The sequence below is a fragment of the Arthrobacter sp. ISL-5 genome, assembly GCF_018613835.1.
Classification (GTDB): domain Bacteria; phylum Actinomycetota; class Actinomycetes; order Actinomycetales; family Micrococcaceae; genus Arthrobacter.
This window is the reverse complement of record NZ_JAGGPM010000046.1, coordinates 138205-154834: the sequence shown is the minus strand read 5'-3', so window position 1 is coordinate 154834 and position 16630 is coordinate 138205. Positions and strand designations below refer to the sequence as shown.

Sequence of the window (16630 nt, the reverse complement as noted above, 5' to 3'; positions counted from 1 at the left end):
CCCTCACGGAACGCTCGGGGTGTCCGGTGAAGCTAGGCGCCCGGAACGGCGAAGCCGCCCGTGGAGCCGAAGCCTCCGGCACCGCGGACGGAGTCGTTCAACTCCCCCACGGCGACGAACTGCGCATGCTCCACGCGCTGGATGACCATCTGTGCAATTCTATCGCCGCGGCGCAGTTCTATGGCCTGCTCCCGGTCGGTGTTCAGCAACGTCACGGCGATTTCGCCGCGGTAGCCCGCATCGACGGTTCCCGGCGCGTTAACCACTGTCAGCCCGTGTTTCGTTGCGAGGCCCGAGCGCGGGTGGATCAGGGCCACAAAGCCGTGCGGAAGGGCTATGGAGACGCCGGTCGGCACCAGCCGCCGTTCGCCAGGCTCCAGCACAACATCCTCGCGGGCCCGCAAATCGGCTCCGGCGTCACCGGGGTGGGCGTAGGACGGCGCTTCCAGGCCGGCGTCGAGCATTTTCAATTGAACCTGCACTGTTGGCGCTCCGAACCCTGCCGGTGCGGGCTCCGCCGGAGTGGGCTCTGCCGGGGCGGCGGGTGCCGCTGCATGCGGCGGAGGCGTAAGAGGTGTTGCTTCGTCAGTCACAGTCCCTCACTCTATCGCCCGCGCGGTGCATACTCCTACCTGCCCCGGGGCGGCAAGGGCCGGTCCGAGCGGGATGAAAAGACACCGCAAAGATGGAAAGCTGGGTGCATGCCCGATTCAAGCGCAGCCGTGCCTGCCCCCCACCAGTCCTCCCCCGATGAAACCGTTCTTTTCACCGAAAAGCTGTGGCCCGGCGTCTGGATCTGGCTGGTCGCGGCGGGCATCGCCGGCGCGGGCATCCTTGTCTTTGCGCCCATCAGCCTGGCGGCCGGACTAACGGCCGCCGGCGTGCTTTTCGCCATCGAGGCGGTCCTGCTGATCCTGTCCACCCCTGCCGTGACCGTGACAGCCGGACGGCTGCAGGTGGGCCGGGCAAGTATTGAGCGCGGCCTGACGGGACAGGCCGTGGCCTACCGCGGCAGCGAGGCGACGGCGGAACGCGGAACGCGCCTGAACGGCCTCGCATACCTTTGCATCCGCGGCTGGATCGATCCCGTGGTGCGAATCGAAATCACCGACCCCTCGGACCCCACTCCGTATTGGCTGACTTCCACGCGCCGCCCGGACGAACTCGTGGCCGCGCTGATTAGAAAATAAGCCCCCGGGAAAAGAAGCTGCCCGGAAAGTAAGCCGGAAATAGGCCGGGAAATAGTCCTAGCCTTCGCAGTCTTTGCAGTAAAAGCGGCCGTCCTTTTCGCGGGCGATCTGCGAGCGGTGGCGTACCAGGAAGCATGAGGAACACGTGAACTCATCAGCCTGGGCCGGCATGACGCGGACCAGCAGTTCTTCACCCGACAGGTCCGCCCCCGGCAGCTCGTAACCTTCGGCGAGGTCGGCTTCGTCCTCTTCGACGACTGCCGTCGGTTTATCGGCGCGGCGGGTTTTCAGCTCCTCAATTGAATCCTCATTGAGGTCCTCTTCGGATTTCCTCGGCGCATCGTAATCTGTCGCCATGGTCTGCTGCTCACGCTCCGTCGACTCGCTTGATTAATTCACCGTACACAACACCGAATGCCGCCAATTTGTGCCCGGATCACGGGCACATTTTTCCCTATGCCGCAAGGAAAAGCCAGAGCGGAACCAAAGACCGTCCACGCTTCCGCCCTGCGGCACCGAAAGTCCCGGAATATCGCGGCGCGCCCTCCGTCCTAACAGGAAACGACCGCCTTGAGTGGCAGAGTTTCGATTGATAGTAATGCCAGGGTGGAGGATTGTAATGCAGGATCTACGGCTTGTAGGCGTCCACGACGACGGGGAGCATCTCCTGTTAAGCGGCACCGGCGGCGAAATGTTCCAGTTGCCGATCAACGAAGCATTACGGATGGCTGCCAGCCGGCCCTCGGTGCGGACATCGGCGGGCAGCGCTGTGGCCATGTCCCCCCGCGACATCCAGGCCAGGATCCGCAGCGGCTCCACAGCTGCGGAGGTGGCGGCGGCTTCGGGCATGCCGCTCGAAAAAGTTGAACGTTACGAGGGACCGGTCCTGGCCGAGCGCGAATACGTTGCCCAGCAGGCCCGCAAGGTGGAAGTCGCTTCGCCGCCCCCCGGGCACGACATCTACCGGTCGGCGTTCGGTGACAACCCCGCCACGCTGGCCGACATGGTGGCCCACAGGCTCACCGCCCACGGCATTGACTCGTCCTCGCTTGAGTGGGATTCCTGGCGGCGGCCCGACGGCACCTGGACGGTAGTGGCCAGGTTCGAGGTTGCGCCGGGCGGCCACGCCAGCATCGGCGAAGAACCCCCGGCCATGTGGACGTTCAATCCCTCGCGCAAGTCCCTGCAGAACGCCAACCGCTGGGCGCAGCAGCTCAGCGAACTGGAGCCCCTGGACGGGCCGGTGCCCGCCCGCCGGCTCTCCGCCGTGTCCGACCGGCCCTTTGATTTTGAAACCGATGCCGAGGCCGCGGCCCGCACCGGAGCAGAGCCGAAGAAGGACCCCGACGGCCTCCTGGACATGCTGCGCTCCCGGCGGGGCCAGCGAATCGGCGTGGACGAGGACGGCGATGACGCCCTTGCCCTGCTGCTGACCAACGGCGTCCCCGCGGCCCATCCGAGGCCCTCGGAAGTTCCTGCCGCCGTCGACACCGACGCGGAGCCGGAAGAACAGGAACCGGAATCGGCCGAAGCGGATCTGTCCGACTCCCCGGCCGCCCAGTTCGGCCAGCCGGGCCGCCGGCGCGACGGCCGGCCCTCGATGCTGTCCCGTCTCAGCCTCGCGCCACAGCACCAGGACGCCGATGACGATTCCCTGAAACTTCACGACGGCGTCAGCACAGACACGCGGGAAATCACCATTGTCCCGTCCCGGCTGCGCCCGGTCAGCACGGCGGGTAAGGACACCCCCGCAGCTTCGCCGGCGGGTCCGGCGGGTCCTGCTGCCGACGACGTCGCGGCGGACCGTCCCGCCGAGGGCCCGCAACGGCCTGCGGCCGGCAACGTCGGTCTGGATGAATTGCTGGGCCGCGGGGCTCCCCGCCGCCGGTTGGAAGGCAACCGGACACAGCCGGGCCAGGGAACCACGCCCCGCCCGGATCAGGACCGGGATGAACCTGAACGCCAGCCATCGAGGCCGAAGCGCTCCAGCGTTCCCAGCTGGGACGAAATCGTCTTCGGCACCAGGGGCGACTGAACCAAACGTAGGCACCCGGAGTCTGCCCAGGCGACCCGGTTCCCGCTCAGGCGACCCGGCTCGTCCTCAGGCGTCCCCGACCGTGGTCCGGTCGCCGGCCCCGTGCCAGAGGCACGCGTCAACCTCGAACGGGAGCAGCTGGTCCTGCTGGGCCATGATGTTGGCGCCGTGGGCGGTGACGCGGCGCATGAAGTGGCGCCGGCACAGCGTTTCATAGCCGACGACCGGCACATGGCCGGCGTCCGTGGACGCCGCCTCGCCTGCCATGTCGACGTCGCCCACCACCACCTGCGCGCCTTCCATGACCATGACGCCGTCCACCGTCCTGGCGTTGTGCGTGGCGCGGCGCCCGCACCAGCACAGGGCTTCCACCTGGAGGACCTGGACGCGGTCCGCCAGTTCAATCAGCCGCTGTGACCCGGGAAAGAGGCGCGTGCGGAAGTCTGAAGTGATCCCGAAGGCAAAAACGTCGACGTCGATCTCGTCCACCACCCGCGCAAGCTGTTCCACCTGGGCCGGCGAATAGAACTGGGCCTCGTCGCAGATGAGATAGTCAACGCGGATCCCCCGGGTCCGGCGGAGCACCACTTCGTCCCAGAAATCGGTCGCGTCAACCACCTCCACGGCGTCCGTCTCCAGCCCGAGGCGGCTGGAGATGCGGAATCCGCCGGCGCGGTCGTTGCGGCTGAACCGCACTCCGCCGCGTCCGCGGGCGCGGTGGTTGTAGTCCATCTGGAGCGCCAGTGTTGATTTTCCGCAGTCCATGGTGCCCGAGAAGAAGACGAGTTCAGCCACGGGCTCCCCTCCGGCCGGCGGGCTTGCCGGCAGCCTGGAAGCAGAGCAGCGGCACTTCCCGCTCCGCCTTGGTCAGGGAGCCGTGCTGACCCACCACCTCTAGGGCAGTCGGCCGGACGCGGCGGGTGTCGTAAAACGCCAGGGCATCACGGGCGGCGATCATCACGTCCCCGACGCGCCCCACGACTTCCGGCCGGACCGGGCCGAAGAGTCCGGCAGCAAGGGCTTCCTCCCGGGTGAAGGCCCAGATCCTGTCGCCGAACCGGCCGCGCCAGGCGTCCAGCAGCCGCTGGCGTTCTTTCCCGTCCGCGTCCTCTTCGAGGTACAGGTGGACCATCCGCGGCTCCCCGGCGGTGTGCCGGACCCCGGCCACCAGCGCGGGCTCGGCGGAATAGTCGATGCGCTGCGCCTCGGCGACGTCGAGCATGCCGTGGTCGGCAGTGACCAGCACCGTGGTCCCGGCCGGGAGGGCGGCGTCCAGTCGTTTGACGGTTGCGTCCAGCTCTTCAAGCTGATGCTCCCACTGCGGCGACTGGGAGCCGTGGCGGTGGCCTGCCTTGTCCAGGTCATTCAGGTAGAAGTACATGAGGCTGGAGTCCGGCCCGGCCATCGCCTCGGCGGCGGCAGCGGTCCGGGCGTGCGATGTGGTGGCAGAGATGAACCTGCCGCCACGCAGCGCCGCGAGCGTCATGGGCGAACTGCCGAACTGGGGAAGGCTGACGGTGACGACGTCAACCTGCTGGGCCGCCCGTTCGAAGACCGTGGGGAAGGGCTGCCATTCCAGCGGGTCCACGCCGGCATCCCAGTTGCCCAGCATGTTGACCACCTTGTCCTGGGCCGGATCCAGGACGTCGTATCCCACCAGTCCGTGCTGGCCGGGGGCGAGTCCCGTGCCCAGGCTGGCAAGCGAGGCCGCCGTGGTGGAGGGGAACGCGGAATCCAGCCATACGGGGACCGCCCCCTGCCCGCGTTGCATGATCCCGCGCAGGAACGGGGTATGGGCGGACTTCTGCTTGAGCAGGCTCCGGCCCAGCCCGTCGGCGAGGACCACGCAGATGCGCTTGGCCGGCGGCAGCGCCAGCGCATTCTCGAACCCGTCCAGCCCGAGGCTCGCCGCTGCGCTGCTTAGTACCTCCGCGACAGAGCGACGTCCGTAGGTCGGGGCGGCGGGCAGTTCATGCCCGGCCGGGGACAGCCCGGCGAACGGTTCCCGGCGAAGTGTTGACGGGGCGGCGGAAGAGGGCGATTCGTTTTCCGGCACCATCTCAGCGCTGGTGCCCGCGGCTCAGGCGGTTCGAGAAAACGCCCATGCGGGGACGCGGCTGGGGCGGCAGCCCGTGCGGAACAGGAGCCGCCGAGCCCGTGTTCACGGCGCGGAGGGCGCGCGCAAAGAGCTTGGCATCCTGGACTGCCTGCAGTCCGTCCGCCTCGGCGCTGATGCGCAGGACAATGTCCTCCTGGGCGATGGTTCCGCTGTACCCGTGGTCGGCCTCGCACTGCGGGTCCCCGCAGCTTGCCGGACCCATGTCGAGCCGCTGCCCGCCGGACCAGGCGATGGAAAGGGTCACCTCGCGGACCGGATCGGACGGCTTGTAGTTCTGCGGCTGCGAGTACATGTAGCTCAGCACCACCGAGCGGATCTGGGCCACGGGAACGGACTCCGTGGAAATCTGCGCCACGATCTGTTCGCCCGCCTCATCGAGCTGCTGGTCGTCAACGTGCGTGATCACCAGCATGTCGTCGGTGAGTACCAGCACGGTGATGTGCCGGCGGACCTCGGCGCGGTCAAAGTGCGTTTCCAGGTGGACGAGGTGGGCGACGCAGTCGCGGCCGTCCAGGGCGTCGTCCACGACGTCGGCCACAAGCCGGGGGTAGAAACCGGCCTGCTGGAGCGCGCCTTCAAGGCTCTGGCCCTGGGCGCTGTGGTTGTGTGAGCTGTGGTGGAAAGCCTGTGGGCTGTGGTCGGGCGCTTGAGGCTTCGAGGTGGGAGGCTGGGAGCTCATTTTCCCATTTTCACAGATCGGCTTGGCACATGCTAACTAAGCGTCAACTGCGCATGGCCCGCCGTGCGCTGTCGGTGCGCTGTGCCGCGTTGCCGATCCGGACGTCGGCGGCCAGGATGAATGCCCCACGGGGAGTGGCCAGGACCGGGTTGAACTCCACGAGCGCAATTTCCGGGTGGGCGTCCTTGAGACGTGCGAGGCGGGCGGCAAGGTCTTCGAGGGCGGCGACGTCGACCGCGGGCAGGCCCTGGTAGCCGAACAGCTTGCGGGACGCCCGGGGGCTGCGGATGAACTCGCGGAGGTCGGCGGCGGACAGCGGCGGCACCCGGTGGGCCCAGTCGTCCAGCAGGTTCACGGCGTCACCCGCCAGCCCGAAGGAGACCACCGGCCCCAGCAGCGGATCCTCGATGGCGCGGAATGTGCAGGCCTGGCCCACCGGCGCCATCGTCTGGACCTCCAAGGAGGACGATCCGTAGGGCTCAAGGGAGCGGCGCATCTGGAGGATGTTCAACCGCAGGGAGTCCGGGTCCTGGATGTCCAGCCGCACGCCGCCCAGGTCCAGCCTGTGCCGCAGCGTCGGATCGGTGGTCTTGAGCGCCACCGGCCAACCCAGTTTTGCGGCTGCTTCCACGGCCTCGTCGGCAGTATCGAAGCCGGCGGCAGGCAGCACGCGGATACCGTAATGACCCAGCAGTCGGGCGGCGTCCGCGGAATCCAGTTCCTTCAGCTGTTCACCCCGGACGTCCGCCAGCAGCCTCTCCAGATCCGCATGGGCGGCGTCCCCATCACACCCGTCAGGCTCGGCAAAGAGGCCCTGGGCCCGGCCTGCCCACTCGGCGTAACGCACAACGGAAGCCAGGGCCGCGACGGCCGCCCCTGGGTTGGAGTAGCACGGGACCGGCGACGTTCCGGCGTCCTCCCCCACCATGCCCTCCACATACACGGACGGGTCCAGGATGCCGGTGAACGCCGCAACCACGGGCTTTCCCGCCTCGGCCGAACTTTCAGCCAAGACCCGTGCGATGTTGTCCACGGTCAGTCCGCGGGCCGGCAGGAACGCCACCACCGCCGCGTGCACGGCCTCCATGGCGAGGACCGCCCGCAGCCTGTCCCGCAGGGCCGGCAGCGCGAGCGACATGCCGGCGTCGAGGTTTAGCTCCGTTACAAGTTGTTCCACGCCAAGGCCATGGGCGGACGCACTGTCCGCCACCACCTTCCCCAGCGCCCCCGAGTTGCTGAAGACCGCCACTCCGGCGCCCTTGGGCAGTGGCTGGCCGGACACGATCTGCGCCACGTCCATGAGCTGTTCGATGGTCTCCACGCGGATCACGCCCGCCTGGCGCATCATCGCGTCCAAGGCGCCGGCGGGGGCCTGCGTGGTCCGCACGGCATGCCCGGGCGGAAGCTGGAGGCCCATGGAATTGGACTTGGCCACTATGACGGGCTTGGTCAGGGCAAGCCGGCGGGCCAGCCGTGAGAACTTGCGCGGGTTGCCGATCGACTCCAGATACAGGCCCACGGCGGTGGTGTCGGCGTCGTCCTCCCAGAACTGCATCATGTCGTTGCCGGAAACGTCCGCCCGGTTACCGGCGGAGAGGAAGGTGGAGATTCCGGCGCGGCGGCGGCTGGACGCCGCGTAGAGCGCCACCCCGATGGCCGCGGACTGGCTGAACAGCCCCAGTCCGCCGCGCCGGGCCAGGCCGGGCGCCATGGAGGCGTTGAGGGAGACGGCCGGATTGGTGTTGACGATGCCCAGTGACGCAGGGCCGATCACCCGCATGCCGTTGGCCCTGGCCTGCCGAACAAGGTCCCGCTGCCGCGCCAGGCCGCGCTCACCGTCCTCAGTGAAGCCCGCGGAGGCCACCAGGACTCCCTTGACGCCGGCGGCTGCGCATTCATCCACCACCTTGGGGACTTCGTCGTACGGAACGGCGACGATGGCCAGCTGGACGGGACCGGGCACTTCGGACAGCCGGCCGAAGGACAGCATCCCGGCAAGCTCAAACGCCTCCGGGTTGATGGCGTAGACAGGCCCCGTGAAGCCGCCTTCAATGATGTGCTCGAGGAACTGGTACCCCACCTTCCCCCATTTTCGGCTGGCGCCGATCACAGCCACCGACGACGGCGCCAGCAGGTCCTGCACGCTCCTCGCCTCCGCGCGGTGCTCCCGGGATTCCATCACGGCGCGCGATTTGTCCGTGGGGTCGATGTTGAACTCCAAGCTCACCACGCCGTCGTCGAAATGGCGCTTGACGTCGTAACCCGCATCGGAAAAGACCATCAGCATCTTGCGGTTCTCGGGCAGGACCTCGGCGCTGAACCGGCGGATCCCGTTTTCCCGGGCGGCTGCCGCCAGATGCTCCAGGAGGATGGATCCGATGCCGCGGCCCTGGTGGGCGTCGGCGATGTTGAAGGCCACTTCCGCCTCCGCCGGATCGTCCAGGCGGTCGTAGCGGCCGATCCCGATGATGTCCCCGCCGATGGTGATCACCAGGGCCACGCGGTCCCGGTAATCCACCTCCGTGAACCGCTTGAGCTCCTTGTTCGAGAGCCTGGCCTTGAACGCGAAGAACCGCATGTAGATGGAGTTCTGCGACTGGCCCGTGTGGAACGCCTGCACGGCGTCGGAATCGGAGGGGTGGATGGGGCGCAAATGTGCCGTCCCGCCGTCCCGCAGGACGACATCGGCTTCCCAATATTCCGGATATACGCCGTCCGCGGGCTGATCCACCATAGGCTTAGCCTAGCCAAGACTCCCGAAGTGCACCCCAAAAAGGATTTACCAGCCCCATGGCCCGCCGCCAAAATTCAGCCCCCGCAGGGGAAACCGTCCAGGACTACGTCGAAAACATCGTTGACATAGACGTTACTTCCGAGATGGAAGGCTCGTTCCTCGAGTACGCCTATTCGGTCATCTACTCACGGGCCCTGCCCGACGCCCGGGACGGCCTCAAGCCGGTCCAGCGGCGCATTCTGTACATGATGAGCGAGATGGGCCTGCGGCCGGACCGGGGCCACGTCAAGAGCGCCCGCGTGGTGGGCGAAGTCATGGGCAAGCTCCACCCGCACGGTGACACCGCCATCTACGATGCCATGGTCCGCATGGCCCAGGACTTCTCGCTGCGGCTTCCGCTGATCGATGGCCACGGCAACTTCGGATCGCTCGACGACGGCCCGGCCGCGCCGCGCTACACGGAGGCCCGCCTCGCGGCCGCAGCGCTCACGCTGACGGACCATCTCGACGAAGACGTGGTGGACTTCGTCCCGAACTACGACAACCAGCTCACCCAGCCGGACGTCCTGCCGGCGGCGTTCCCCAACCTGCTGGTCAACGGAGCCACGGGCATCGCCGTCGGCATGGCCACCAACATGGCCCCGCACAACCTCGTGGAGGTCATTTCGGCGGCGCGGCACCTCATCGCCAACCCCGATGCCACGCTCCAGGACATCATGCAGTTCGTCCCCGGCCCGGACCTTCCCACCGGCGGGCGGATTGTCGGCCTGGAAGGCATCCGCGACGCCTACGCCACCGGCCGCGGGTCCTTCAAGACGCGCGCCAAGGTGGAGGTGGAACAGCTCTCCGCCCGCCGCACGGGCCTGGTGGTCACCGAACTTCCCTACATGGTGGGTCCGGAAAAGGTGATCGAGAAGATCAAGGACGCCGTCAACGGCAAGAAGCTCACCGGCATCAGCGACATCGTGGACCTCACCGACCGCAAGCACGGCCTGCGCCTCGTGATCGAGCTCAAGAACGGGTTCAACCCGAACGCGGTGCTCCAGCAGCTCTACCGCTACTCGCCGATGGAGGATTCCTTCGGCATCAACAACGTCACGCTGGTGGACGGCCAGCCGCAGACCCTTGGCCTGCTCAAGCTGCTGACCGTCTACGTGGACCACCGGATCGACGTGGTGCGGCGCCGGACGGCCTTCCGGCTCGGCAAGAAGAAGGACCGCCTGCACCTGGTGGAGGGCCTCCTCATTGCCATCGTGGACATCGATGAGGTCATCCAGATCATCCGGTCCTCCGACGAGGCGTCGGCGGCCCGGGAACGGCTGATGTCCATCTATGACCTCTCCGAGATCCAGGCCAACTACATCCTGGAGCTCCGGCTCCGCCAGCTGACCAAATACTCCCGGATCGAACTCGAAAAGGAGCAGGACCAGCTCCGCCGGGAGATCGAGGAACTCGAAGCCATCCTCGCTTCCGACGAACTGCTCCGCGAGCTGGTCTCCGGCGAACTGGCGGAAATCGCGGAGAAGTACGGCACCCCGCGGCGTACCGTCCTCCTCGAATCCGAGGCCGTCTCCCCCACTGTCGCAGCTGCGGCCCTCGGCGTCCAGAGCAAGGCAGGCGTCAAGGGCAAGGCTGCCCCGCTGGCCCTCGAAATCGCGGACGATCCCTGCTGGGCCATCCTCACGGCGTCGGGCCAGATTGCCCGCACCTCCAACCAGGACAGCCTCGCGGAAACCGGGCCGCGCTCGAAGCACGATGTGTTCCATTCCGTGGTCAAGACCTCGGCCCGCGGCGAGATCGCAGCAGTCACCTCGCAGGGGCGCATGCTGCGCATCCAGGTGATGGACATGCCGGTCCTGCCGCCGATGTCCGGGCTGCCCAACCTGGCAGGCGGGGTGCCGGCCAGGGACTTCATCACATTGCTCAAGGGCGAATCCCTCGTGGCCTTCGCGCCGCTGGACGAGGTGCTGGCGATCGGGACCGCCCAGGGCGTGGTCAAGCGGGTCCAGCCGGACTACCCCCTGAACCGCGAGGACTGGGAGGTCATCGCGCTCAAGGACAAGGACACCGTGGTGGGCGTTTCCCCGGCGGGATCCGAGGACGCCGACCTCGTCTTCCTCACCCGGCAGGCCCAGCTGTTGCGGTTCAGTGCCGCCAACGTCCGGCCGCAGGGCCGGACGGCAGGCGGCATGGCCGGCATCAAGCTCGCGCCCGACGACGACGTGATGTTCTTCGGCGCCGTCGCACCCGGTGACGACGCCGCCGTCGTCGTCACGATTTCCGGGACCGACGGCGCCCTTCCGGGCACCGCGCCGGGAGCCGCGAAGGTCACGGCTTTTTCCGAATACCCCGTCAAGGGCCGCGCCACCGGCGGGGTCCGGGCGCACCGGTTCCTCAAGGGGGAAGACACGCTGCTGCAGGCGTGGGCGGGCCACGGCCCGGCGAAAGCCTCGTCCCTCGCGGGGGTTGCCCGTTCCCTGCCCCAGGAGCACGGACGGCGCGACGGTTCCGGCATTCCGCTGTCCCAGGCGGTGGAGGCGATCGGGCCCAGCATGACCTGGGCGGCGGACCAGCCCGCCTGACGGGCGCGCCGCGCCGTCACGGCGCACTGCCGCATCGGGCCTAGACTACTGCCATGCCTATCATCCCCGATGAAAAAGACTGGACGTGGGTCCTGTCCCGCCCGTGCAGCGACTGCGGATTTGATGCCTCCACTGTTACGCCGGCCACTGTTCCCGGCAGCATCGAAAACATGCTGCCCCGCTGGCGCGCCGTGCTCCGCCGGCCGGATGCCACCGAACGCCCCGATGACACGACGTGGTCGGCGCTGGAGTACTCCTGCCACGTCCGCGATGTCTTCAGCCTCTTCGACCAGCGACTGAACCTGATGCTCAGCCAGGACGGTGCGCAGTTTGAGAACTGGGACCAGGACGCTACGGCTGTCGAGAAGGATTACGCCAACGCGGACGCCGCCGTGGTGAGCGCCGAACTCACCGCCGAAGGCGAGCAGGTGGCTGCCTCCTTCGCCCGCGTGCAGGAATCGCAATGGGGCAGGACCGGGCTCCGCAGCAACGGCTCGGAGTTCACGGTCCTGACTCTGTCGCAGTATTTCCTGCACGACGTTGTCCATCACCTCCACGACGTCGACGGCTGACCGACGCGTCTGGAAAAAGTCACCAAACAAGTCACTAAAGAGCACTAAATTCGTCACTAAACCTGTCACTAAACAAGTCATTGCGCCCGGACCATTGCCTGCTACCACGCCGGTGCATAGTCTTTGGCATGGGAGTGTCTGTCAAACCTTTTGGGGGGCGGCTTGAACGGTCTTCGCCTTTGGGGGGACACTGCCGTAAAGGGCTGGCTCCACGGTCTCTCCCGCGGCAGGTGGAGCCAGCTCCGGCACTCGCTTCAGAGGGCCTTGTCCCAGGCCATGCTCTGGTTGACTGGGTGATACCCCATCTTGAGGTACAGCGCCAGCGCACCCGTCGGGTTTTCGGAGTCCACATCGAGTGACGCCTTGTCCATGCCCGCGTCCGCGAACCGGCGCATCGCATCCGCCAGCAGGGCCTGCGCAATGCCCCGCCCACGGAATTCGCGGCGCACGCCCAAGAGCTCGGTGTAGCCTTCGCTGAAGCCGCGGGTCGCCGCGCTCTCGGGGTCGTGGCTGGCCAGCTGGTAGCCTGCAACATCGCCCGTGCGTGCTTCCAGCACGACTGCGCTGAGGTCGGGGCGGGCCAGGGGGTCGTTGACGGTAAACCTCCACGATTCCTCGTCGCGTGGCTCGCTGCCCCAGTGGTCGGCGAAGGCCTGGTTGTGCGCCAGCCGCACGGCTTCGCTCATCTCCGGCCCCATGGTCACCAGCTCCAGGCTGGCATCCAGGACCACCTGGGGCAGCGGCTCTGTCAGCGGCCGGTGCATTTCATTGAAGTACCGGACCACGTGGTAGCCGCTCCTGGCCAGGAGCGCGGCCTGGTGCTGCTGCTTTTGCTCCATGAAAATCCTGAGCTTGGGGGCGGTGCCAGTATCCTCGGCGAACCGCTGCCGGGTCCGGGCCTCAAGCCACCCGAGGAGGGCGGATCCGACGCCGCGGCGCTGCCACTGCGGATCGACGCAGCCGAACCCGTGCGCCTTCTCGCCGTCCTTGTTCTTGGAGATGCGCGCGTACGCCCGCGGGACTCCGCCGGGGTCGATTCCCAGCACGGTGTTGGGCCCGGGCGGGTTGTTCCGGGACTCCATGAGCTGCTCCAGTTCGGCGCGGTGCTCAAACCACACGGGCTTCTCCACGGCTGCGGTGCGGGCGATCAGCGCCGCCCACGAGTCGAGATCCCCGGTCTCGGCGTTCCGCCACTGCAGCGCCGGATAGTCAACGGCGCAGGGGGCAGCAACATCGTTGTGCGTCATGGCAACAGGCTAACCGGCGGAAAGTGAGCGCGCCATCACCCCGTCCGCGTCCGGTTGGCCGTCTCCGCCGAGGGCAAGAAGTGCGTCGTGAGGGCTGATATCGGCGGGGTTGTGCGTCACCAGCACCACCGTCCGGGAGCTCAGTCCGGCCCGGAGGTCCGCCATGAGCTCCCGGCCCGACTCGGCGTCAAGGTGCGCTGTGGGCTCGTCGAGCAGGATCACGTCAGCCCTTGTCATCAGGGTCCGGGCAACGGCCAGCCGCTGGCGTTCGCCGCCGCTGAGGAATGCGCCGCCCGGGCCGATCCGCGTGTCCAGGCCGTTCTCCAGCCGGGCCACGAGCGGTGCGAGGCCGACAGCAGCGAGCGCGTCCTGCATGTCCCGTTCGGCGTCCTCCCCGCCCGCGGCCTGCTGCTCCCGGCGTCCGAGCAGCAGGTTGCCGCGCACCGTGGAATCAAAGAGGTGGGCCTCCTGGGGGCACCACGCCGCGGTGCCGGTGACGGCGATGCCTCCCCCGGTGGGCGGGAGGAAGCCGAGTGCCACGGCCAGCAGCGTGGATTTGCCGGCACCGGACGGACCTGTGACCGCAAGCCAGCGGCCAGGTTCCGCGACGGCCGAGAGTCCGCTGAAGACGGTTCTGCCGCCGGGCCACGCCGCGGACAGTCCTGCCAGTTCCATGCCGGGACGGCCGCCCGGGCGGGCGCCTGGCTTGACGGGCGTCGTCGCGTCCGGCCCCCCGGGGCTGAGGACGCCGGACTCGCCGATGCGGCGCAGCACGGCGCGCAGTGCCGGAAACTGGCGTACCGCCGTCGTCATGGCCGCATACGGTTCCACGAGCGCCAGCTGCAGCAGGACGACGACGGCGACGGTCGGCGCCGCGACGTTCCCTGCCAGCACCTGTGGTGCCGCCATGACGGCAGTGGCCAGCGCGCCGGCGCCGCAGGCGGCGACCGTAATGGCCTGGCCGAGTCCTTCGGCCCATGCCGAGCGCTGGGCGGCGCGGGTTGCTGCGCGGTCCTGCGAACGGATGTCGCCGAGCACGGGCAGTGACGCGCCGTTGGCATGCAGTTCGGCCCTGGCGTCGAGCGCCGCGGCGATGCGGCGGAGGACTCCGGAACGCAAGCGCTGCTCCGTCCCCGCCGACATCCGGTCCGCAACCAGCGCGGCCGCCGGTGCCGCCGCCAGGCTTGCCACCGCCGTGGCGAGAACGGCGGGCAGGGCGGCCGGCAGTATCCAGGCCGACGTGCCGGCGGCGGCCGCCGCGACGGCCAGCGCTGTGACCGGCGGAAGGACAACCCGCGGCAGCAGGTCCCGGACGGTGTCGACGTCGTCAATGATGGCACCCAGCACGTTGCCGCCCTGCAGGAGGCGCCGGAGGGACAGTGCCCGCTGGCTCAGCGACTCCCAGAGAGTGCCCCGCAGGATGGTCAGTGAGGCAAAGACGGTTTCATGCACCAGGAGCCGTTCGCAGTAGCGCAGGACCGCCCGGCCGATTCCGAAGAACCGGACACCCACGATGGCCGTCAGCAGGTACAGGATGGGCGGCTGTTCGCTGGCCCGCAGGATGAGCCAGCCCGACAGGCCGGAGAGGGCTATGGCAAAGAGGGCGGCCAGGATGCCCACGATACCGGCGGCAGCGAACCTGCCGCCCACCGGTGCGAGCAGCCGGCCCAGGAGCGTTGGCGTGCCCGCCCGCTCGACGGCGGTAAGCTGGGCGCCGGCGGCAGTCTGCGCGGCGCCGGGGCCAGCAATAGCAGCCGACGCCCCCGTCATGCCGGGCGCGAAGTCCGCACGGCCGGTCGTGACGCTCGTTGCGCCCGTGCCGGCGCTGGCAGGATGAGGCGTTCCCGCGAGCGAAACCAGTTCGTCGGCGAGCTCGCGTGTCTGGCGGTCATGGGCAACCAAGATCACGGTGGCCCGGCCGCACAGCGCGCGGATGGCGTCATGGACCACGTTGGCTGATGCCCGGTCCAGGTGCGCAGTGGGTTCGTCCAGCAGGAGCACCGTGGCGCCTGCTTCGATGCGGGCCAGTCCGCGGGCAAGCGCGACGCGGCGCAGCTCGCCGGGACTCAGTTCGGCCGGATGCTTCCCGGCCAGGTGCCCTGCGCCGGCAGCCGAAAGGCAGCGCAGCACTTCAGCGGCCGATGCCCCGGCGTTCGCTGCGGCTGTCGGGCCGTTGGCTGCCGGGCCGTTGGCTGTCAGGTACAGCAGGATCTCGTCCTGCACCGTCTCCGCCACCATGACCGGATGCTGAGGCACCCAGGCAACGTCCCCGGCAGCAAAGCCGCCGACTTCGCCGCTGACTTCGGTGTCTCCCCCGGAGCCGACCGTGCCGGCCAGGACGCCAAGAACCGTGCTCTTGCCCGTTCCGCTGGGGCCGTGCAGCGCGGTGACCAGGCCGGCCGGTGCCGAGAAGCTGAGGGGGCCGACGGCGGGCCCCTGCCTCCCCGCATAGCTGACGGTCAGCTCCCGCACAGTCAGGTCAGCGGGGCCGACTCGCCCCGGCGGATCCGACTGCACTTGCTGCAGGCGCCGCTGCTCGGGTGCTTCCAGCACCGCTGTTGTTTCCGTGAGGGCGGCCCTGCCGTCGTCGCTTGCGTGGTGTGCCGTTCCCAGCTCGCGGAGGGGCAGGTAGCAGTCCGGCGCCAGAATCAGCGCGAGCAGGCCGGCCTCGAGGGCCATGTCGCCATGGACCAGCCGGACGCCGATGAAGACGGCCACGACTGCCACCGAAATCGTGGCGATCAGCTCCAGGGCCAGGGCGGAGAGAAATGCGGTCCGGAGGGTTCCCATGGTCCGCGACCTGTACTCCTCGGAGATTTCCTCCAGGGCCCGCCGCTGGACAGAAGCACGGCCCAGGCCCACCAGCACCGGCAGCCCCTTGGCGAGCTCGAGCATGTGCGCAGAGAGCCGGGACAGTGCCGCCTGCGCGTCGCGGACCTTGTCCTCCGTGTAGCGGCCGATCAGAACCATGAACACCGGCACGAGCGGAACCGTCAGCACGATCACCACGGCACTGACCCAGTCGGCGAAAAGGATCCGGCCGCCCAGCAGCAACGGAATGGCGGCGCAATTCACCAGCGCAGGAAGGTACTGGGTGTAGTAGCTGTCCAGGGTATCCAGCCCCCGGGTCGCGAGCACGGCCAGTCCGCCGTCGGCCGGGCCCGCCTCGCGGACACCGTTGCGGAGCGCCGTTTCGAGGAGCTGTGAGCGCAGTTCCTCCTTGACGCCAAGGGCTGCCCGGCGTGCGGCGACTCCTTGGGCCCAGACCGTCAGGGAGCGGAGGAGGACGCCGGCCGCCCCCCAGCCCAGCTGGTCCGCCCACGCGGGATCCCTCATCATGAGGCCCGCCAGGACGGATGCGACCGCCTGGCCCATGAGCACCAGGGACAGGGCCTTCAGCGCTGCGAGCAGGCCAAGGCCGTAGAGTGCCCGGCGTGTTGACGGGCCTGCAGGGAACTGCGGTTTCACGGCC

Annotated in this window: 12 protein-coding genes; 4 read left to right on the top strand and 8 right to left on the bottom strand. The window is 68.5% G+C overall.

Going from position 1 to position 16630, the window contains the following annotated elements; genetic code table 11:
- Positions 1-32: 32 nt before the first annotated feature.
- Complete coding sequence (gene dut, locus J7I89_RS22945; RefSeq protein ID WP_214975345.1) at positions 33-593, bottom strand: dUTP diphosphatase; 561 nt, start codon at positions 591-593, stop codon at positions 33-35.
- Between the two features lie 108 nt (positions 594-701).
- Between dut and J7I89_RS22940 the strand changes: the two genes are divergently transcribed.
- Positions 702-1190: a DUF3093 domain-containing protein gene (locus tag J7I89_RS22940; RefSeq protein WP_214975343.1), complete on the top strand. Its 489-nt coding sequence runs from the start codon at positions 702-704 to the stop codon at positions 1188-1190.
- 57 nt (positions 1191-1247) lie between these two features.
- Here the strand turns inward: J7I89_RS22940 and J7I89_RS22935 are convergent, their stop codons facing one another.
- Entirely contained in the window at positions 1248-1547 is a 300-nt protein-coding gene (locus J7I89_RS22935; protein ID WP_214975341.1) for a DUF4193 domain-containing protein, read from the bottom strand.
- 262 nt (positions 1548-1809) lie between these two features.
- On the opposite strand from J7I89_RS22935, the gene sepH reads away from it, so the two are divergent.
- Positions 1810-3225: a septation protein SepH gene (gene sepH / locus J7I89_RS22930; RefSeq protein ID WP_214975339.1), complete on the top strand. Its 1416-nt coding sequence runs from the start codon at positions 1810-1812 to the stop codon at positions 3223-3225.
- Between the two features lie 66 nt (positions 3226-3291).
- Here sepH and J7I89_RS22925 read toward each other — a convergent pair whose 3' ends face one another.
- From J7I89_RS22925 to J7I89_RS22910, 4 genes are read right to left on the bottom strand one after another with little or no spacing between them, the layout of a single operon-like run.
- Positions 3292-4020, bottom strand: coding sequence for a thymidine kinase (locus J7I89_RS22925; protein WP_214975337.1), 729 nt, complete (start codon positions 4018-4020; stop codon positions 3292-3294).
- Entirely contained in the window at positions 4013-5284 is a 1272-nt protein-coding gene (locus J7I89_RS22920; RefSeq protein WP_214975335.1) for a nucleotide pyrophosphatase/phosphodiesterase family protein, read from the bottom strand. Before J7I89_RS22920 ends, J7I89_RS22925 begins: the two co-directional genes overlap by 8 nt.
- Before the next feature lies 1 nt (position 5285).
- Positions 5286-6023: a DUF5998 family protein gene (locus J7I89_RS22915; protein ID WP_214975333.1), complete on the bottom strand. Its 738-nt coding sequence runs from the start codon at positions 6021-6023 to the stop codon at positions 5286-5288.
- A 43-nt stretch (positions 6024-6066) separates the two neighbouring features.
- Entirely contained in the window at positions 6067-8757 is a 2691-nt protein-coding gene (locus J7I89_RS22910; RefSeq protein ID WP_214975332.1) for a bifunctional GNAT family N-acetyltransferase/acetate--CoA ligase family protein, read from the bottom strand.
- A gap of 56 nt (positions 8758-8813) precedes the next feature.
- Between J7I89_RS22910 and J7I89_RS22905 the strand changes: the two genes are divergently transcribed.
- The gene (locus tag J7I89_RS22905; protein WP_214975330.1) at positions 8814-11339 is read left to right on the top strand and encodes a DNA topoisomerase (ATP-hydrolyzing) subunit A; all 2526 of its coding nucleotides are present in this window, start codon (positions 8814-8816) and stop codon (positions 11337-11339) included.
- Between the two features lie 53 nt (positions 11340-11392).
- On the top strand, positions 11393-11911 hold the full coding sequence (locus tag J7I89_RS22900; RefSeq protein WP_214975329.1) for a DinB family protein: 519 nt from the start codon (positions 11393-11395) through the stop codon (positions 11909-11911).
- A gap of 254 nt (positions 11912-12165) precedes the next feature.
- Here the strand turns inward: J7I89_RS22900 and J7I89_RS22895 are convergent, their stop codons facing one another.
- Together J7I89_RS22895 and cydD are read right to left on the bottom strand one after the other, a co-directional pair.
- Complete coding sequence (locus tag J7I89_RS22895) at positions 12166-13158, bottom strand: GNAT family N-acetyltransferase (protein ID WP_214975327.1); 993 nt, start codon at positions 13156-13158, stop codon at positions 12166-12168.
- Positions 13159-13167: 9 nt separating this feature from the next.
- Positions 13168-16626, bottom strand: coding sequence for a thiol reductant ABC exporter subunit CydD (cydD, locus tag J7I89_RS22890; RefSeq protein WP_214975325.1), 3459 nt, complete (start codon positions 16624-16626; stop codon positions 13168-13170).
- Positions 16627-16630 lie beyond the last annotated feature (4 nt).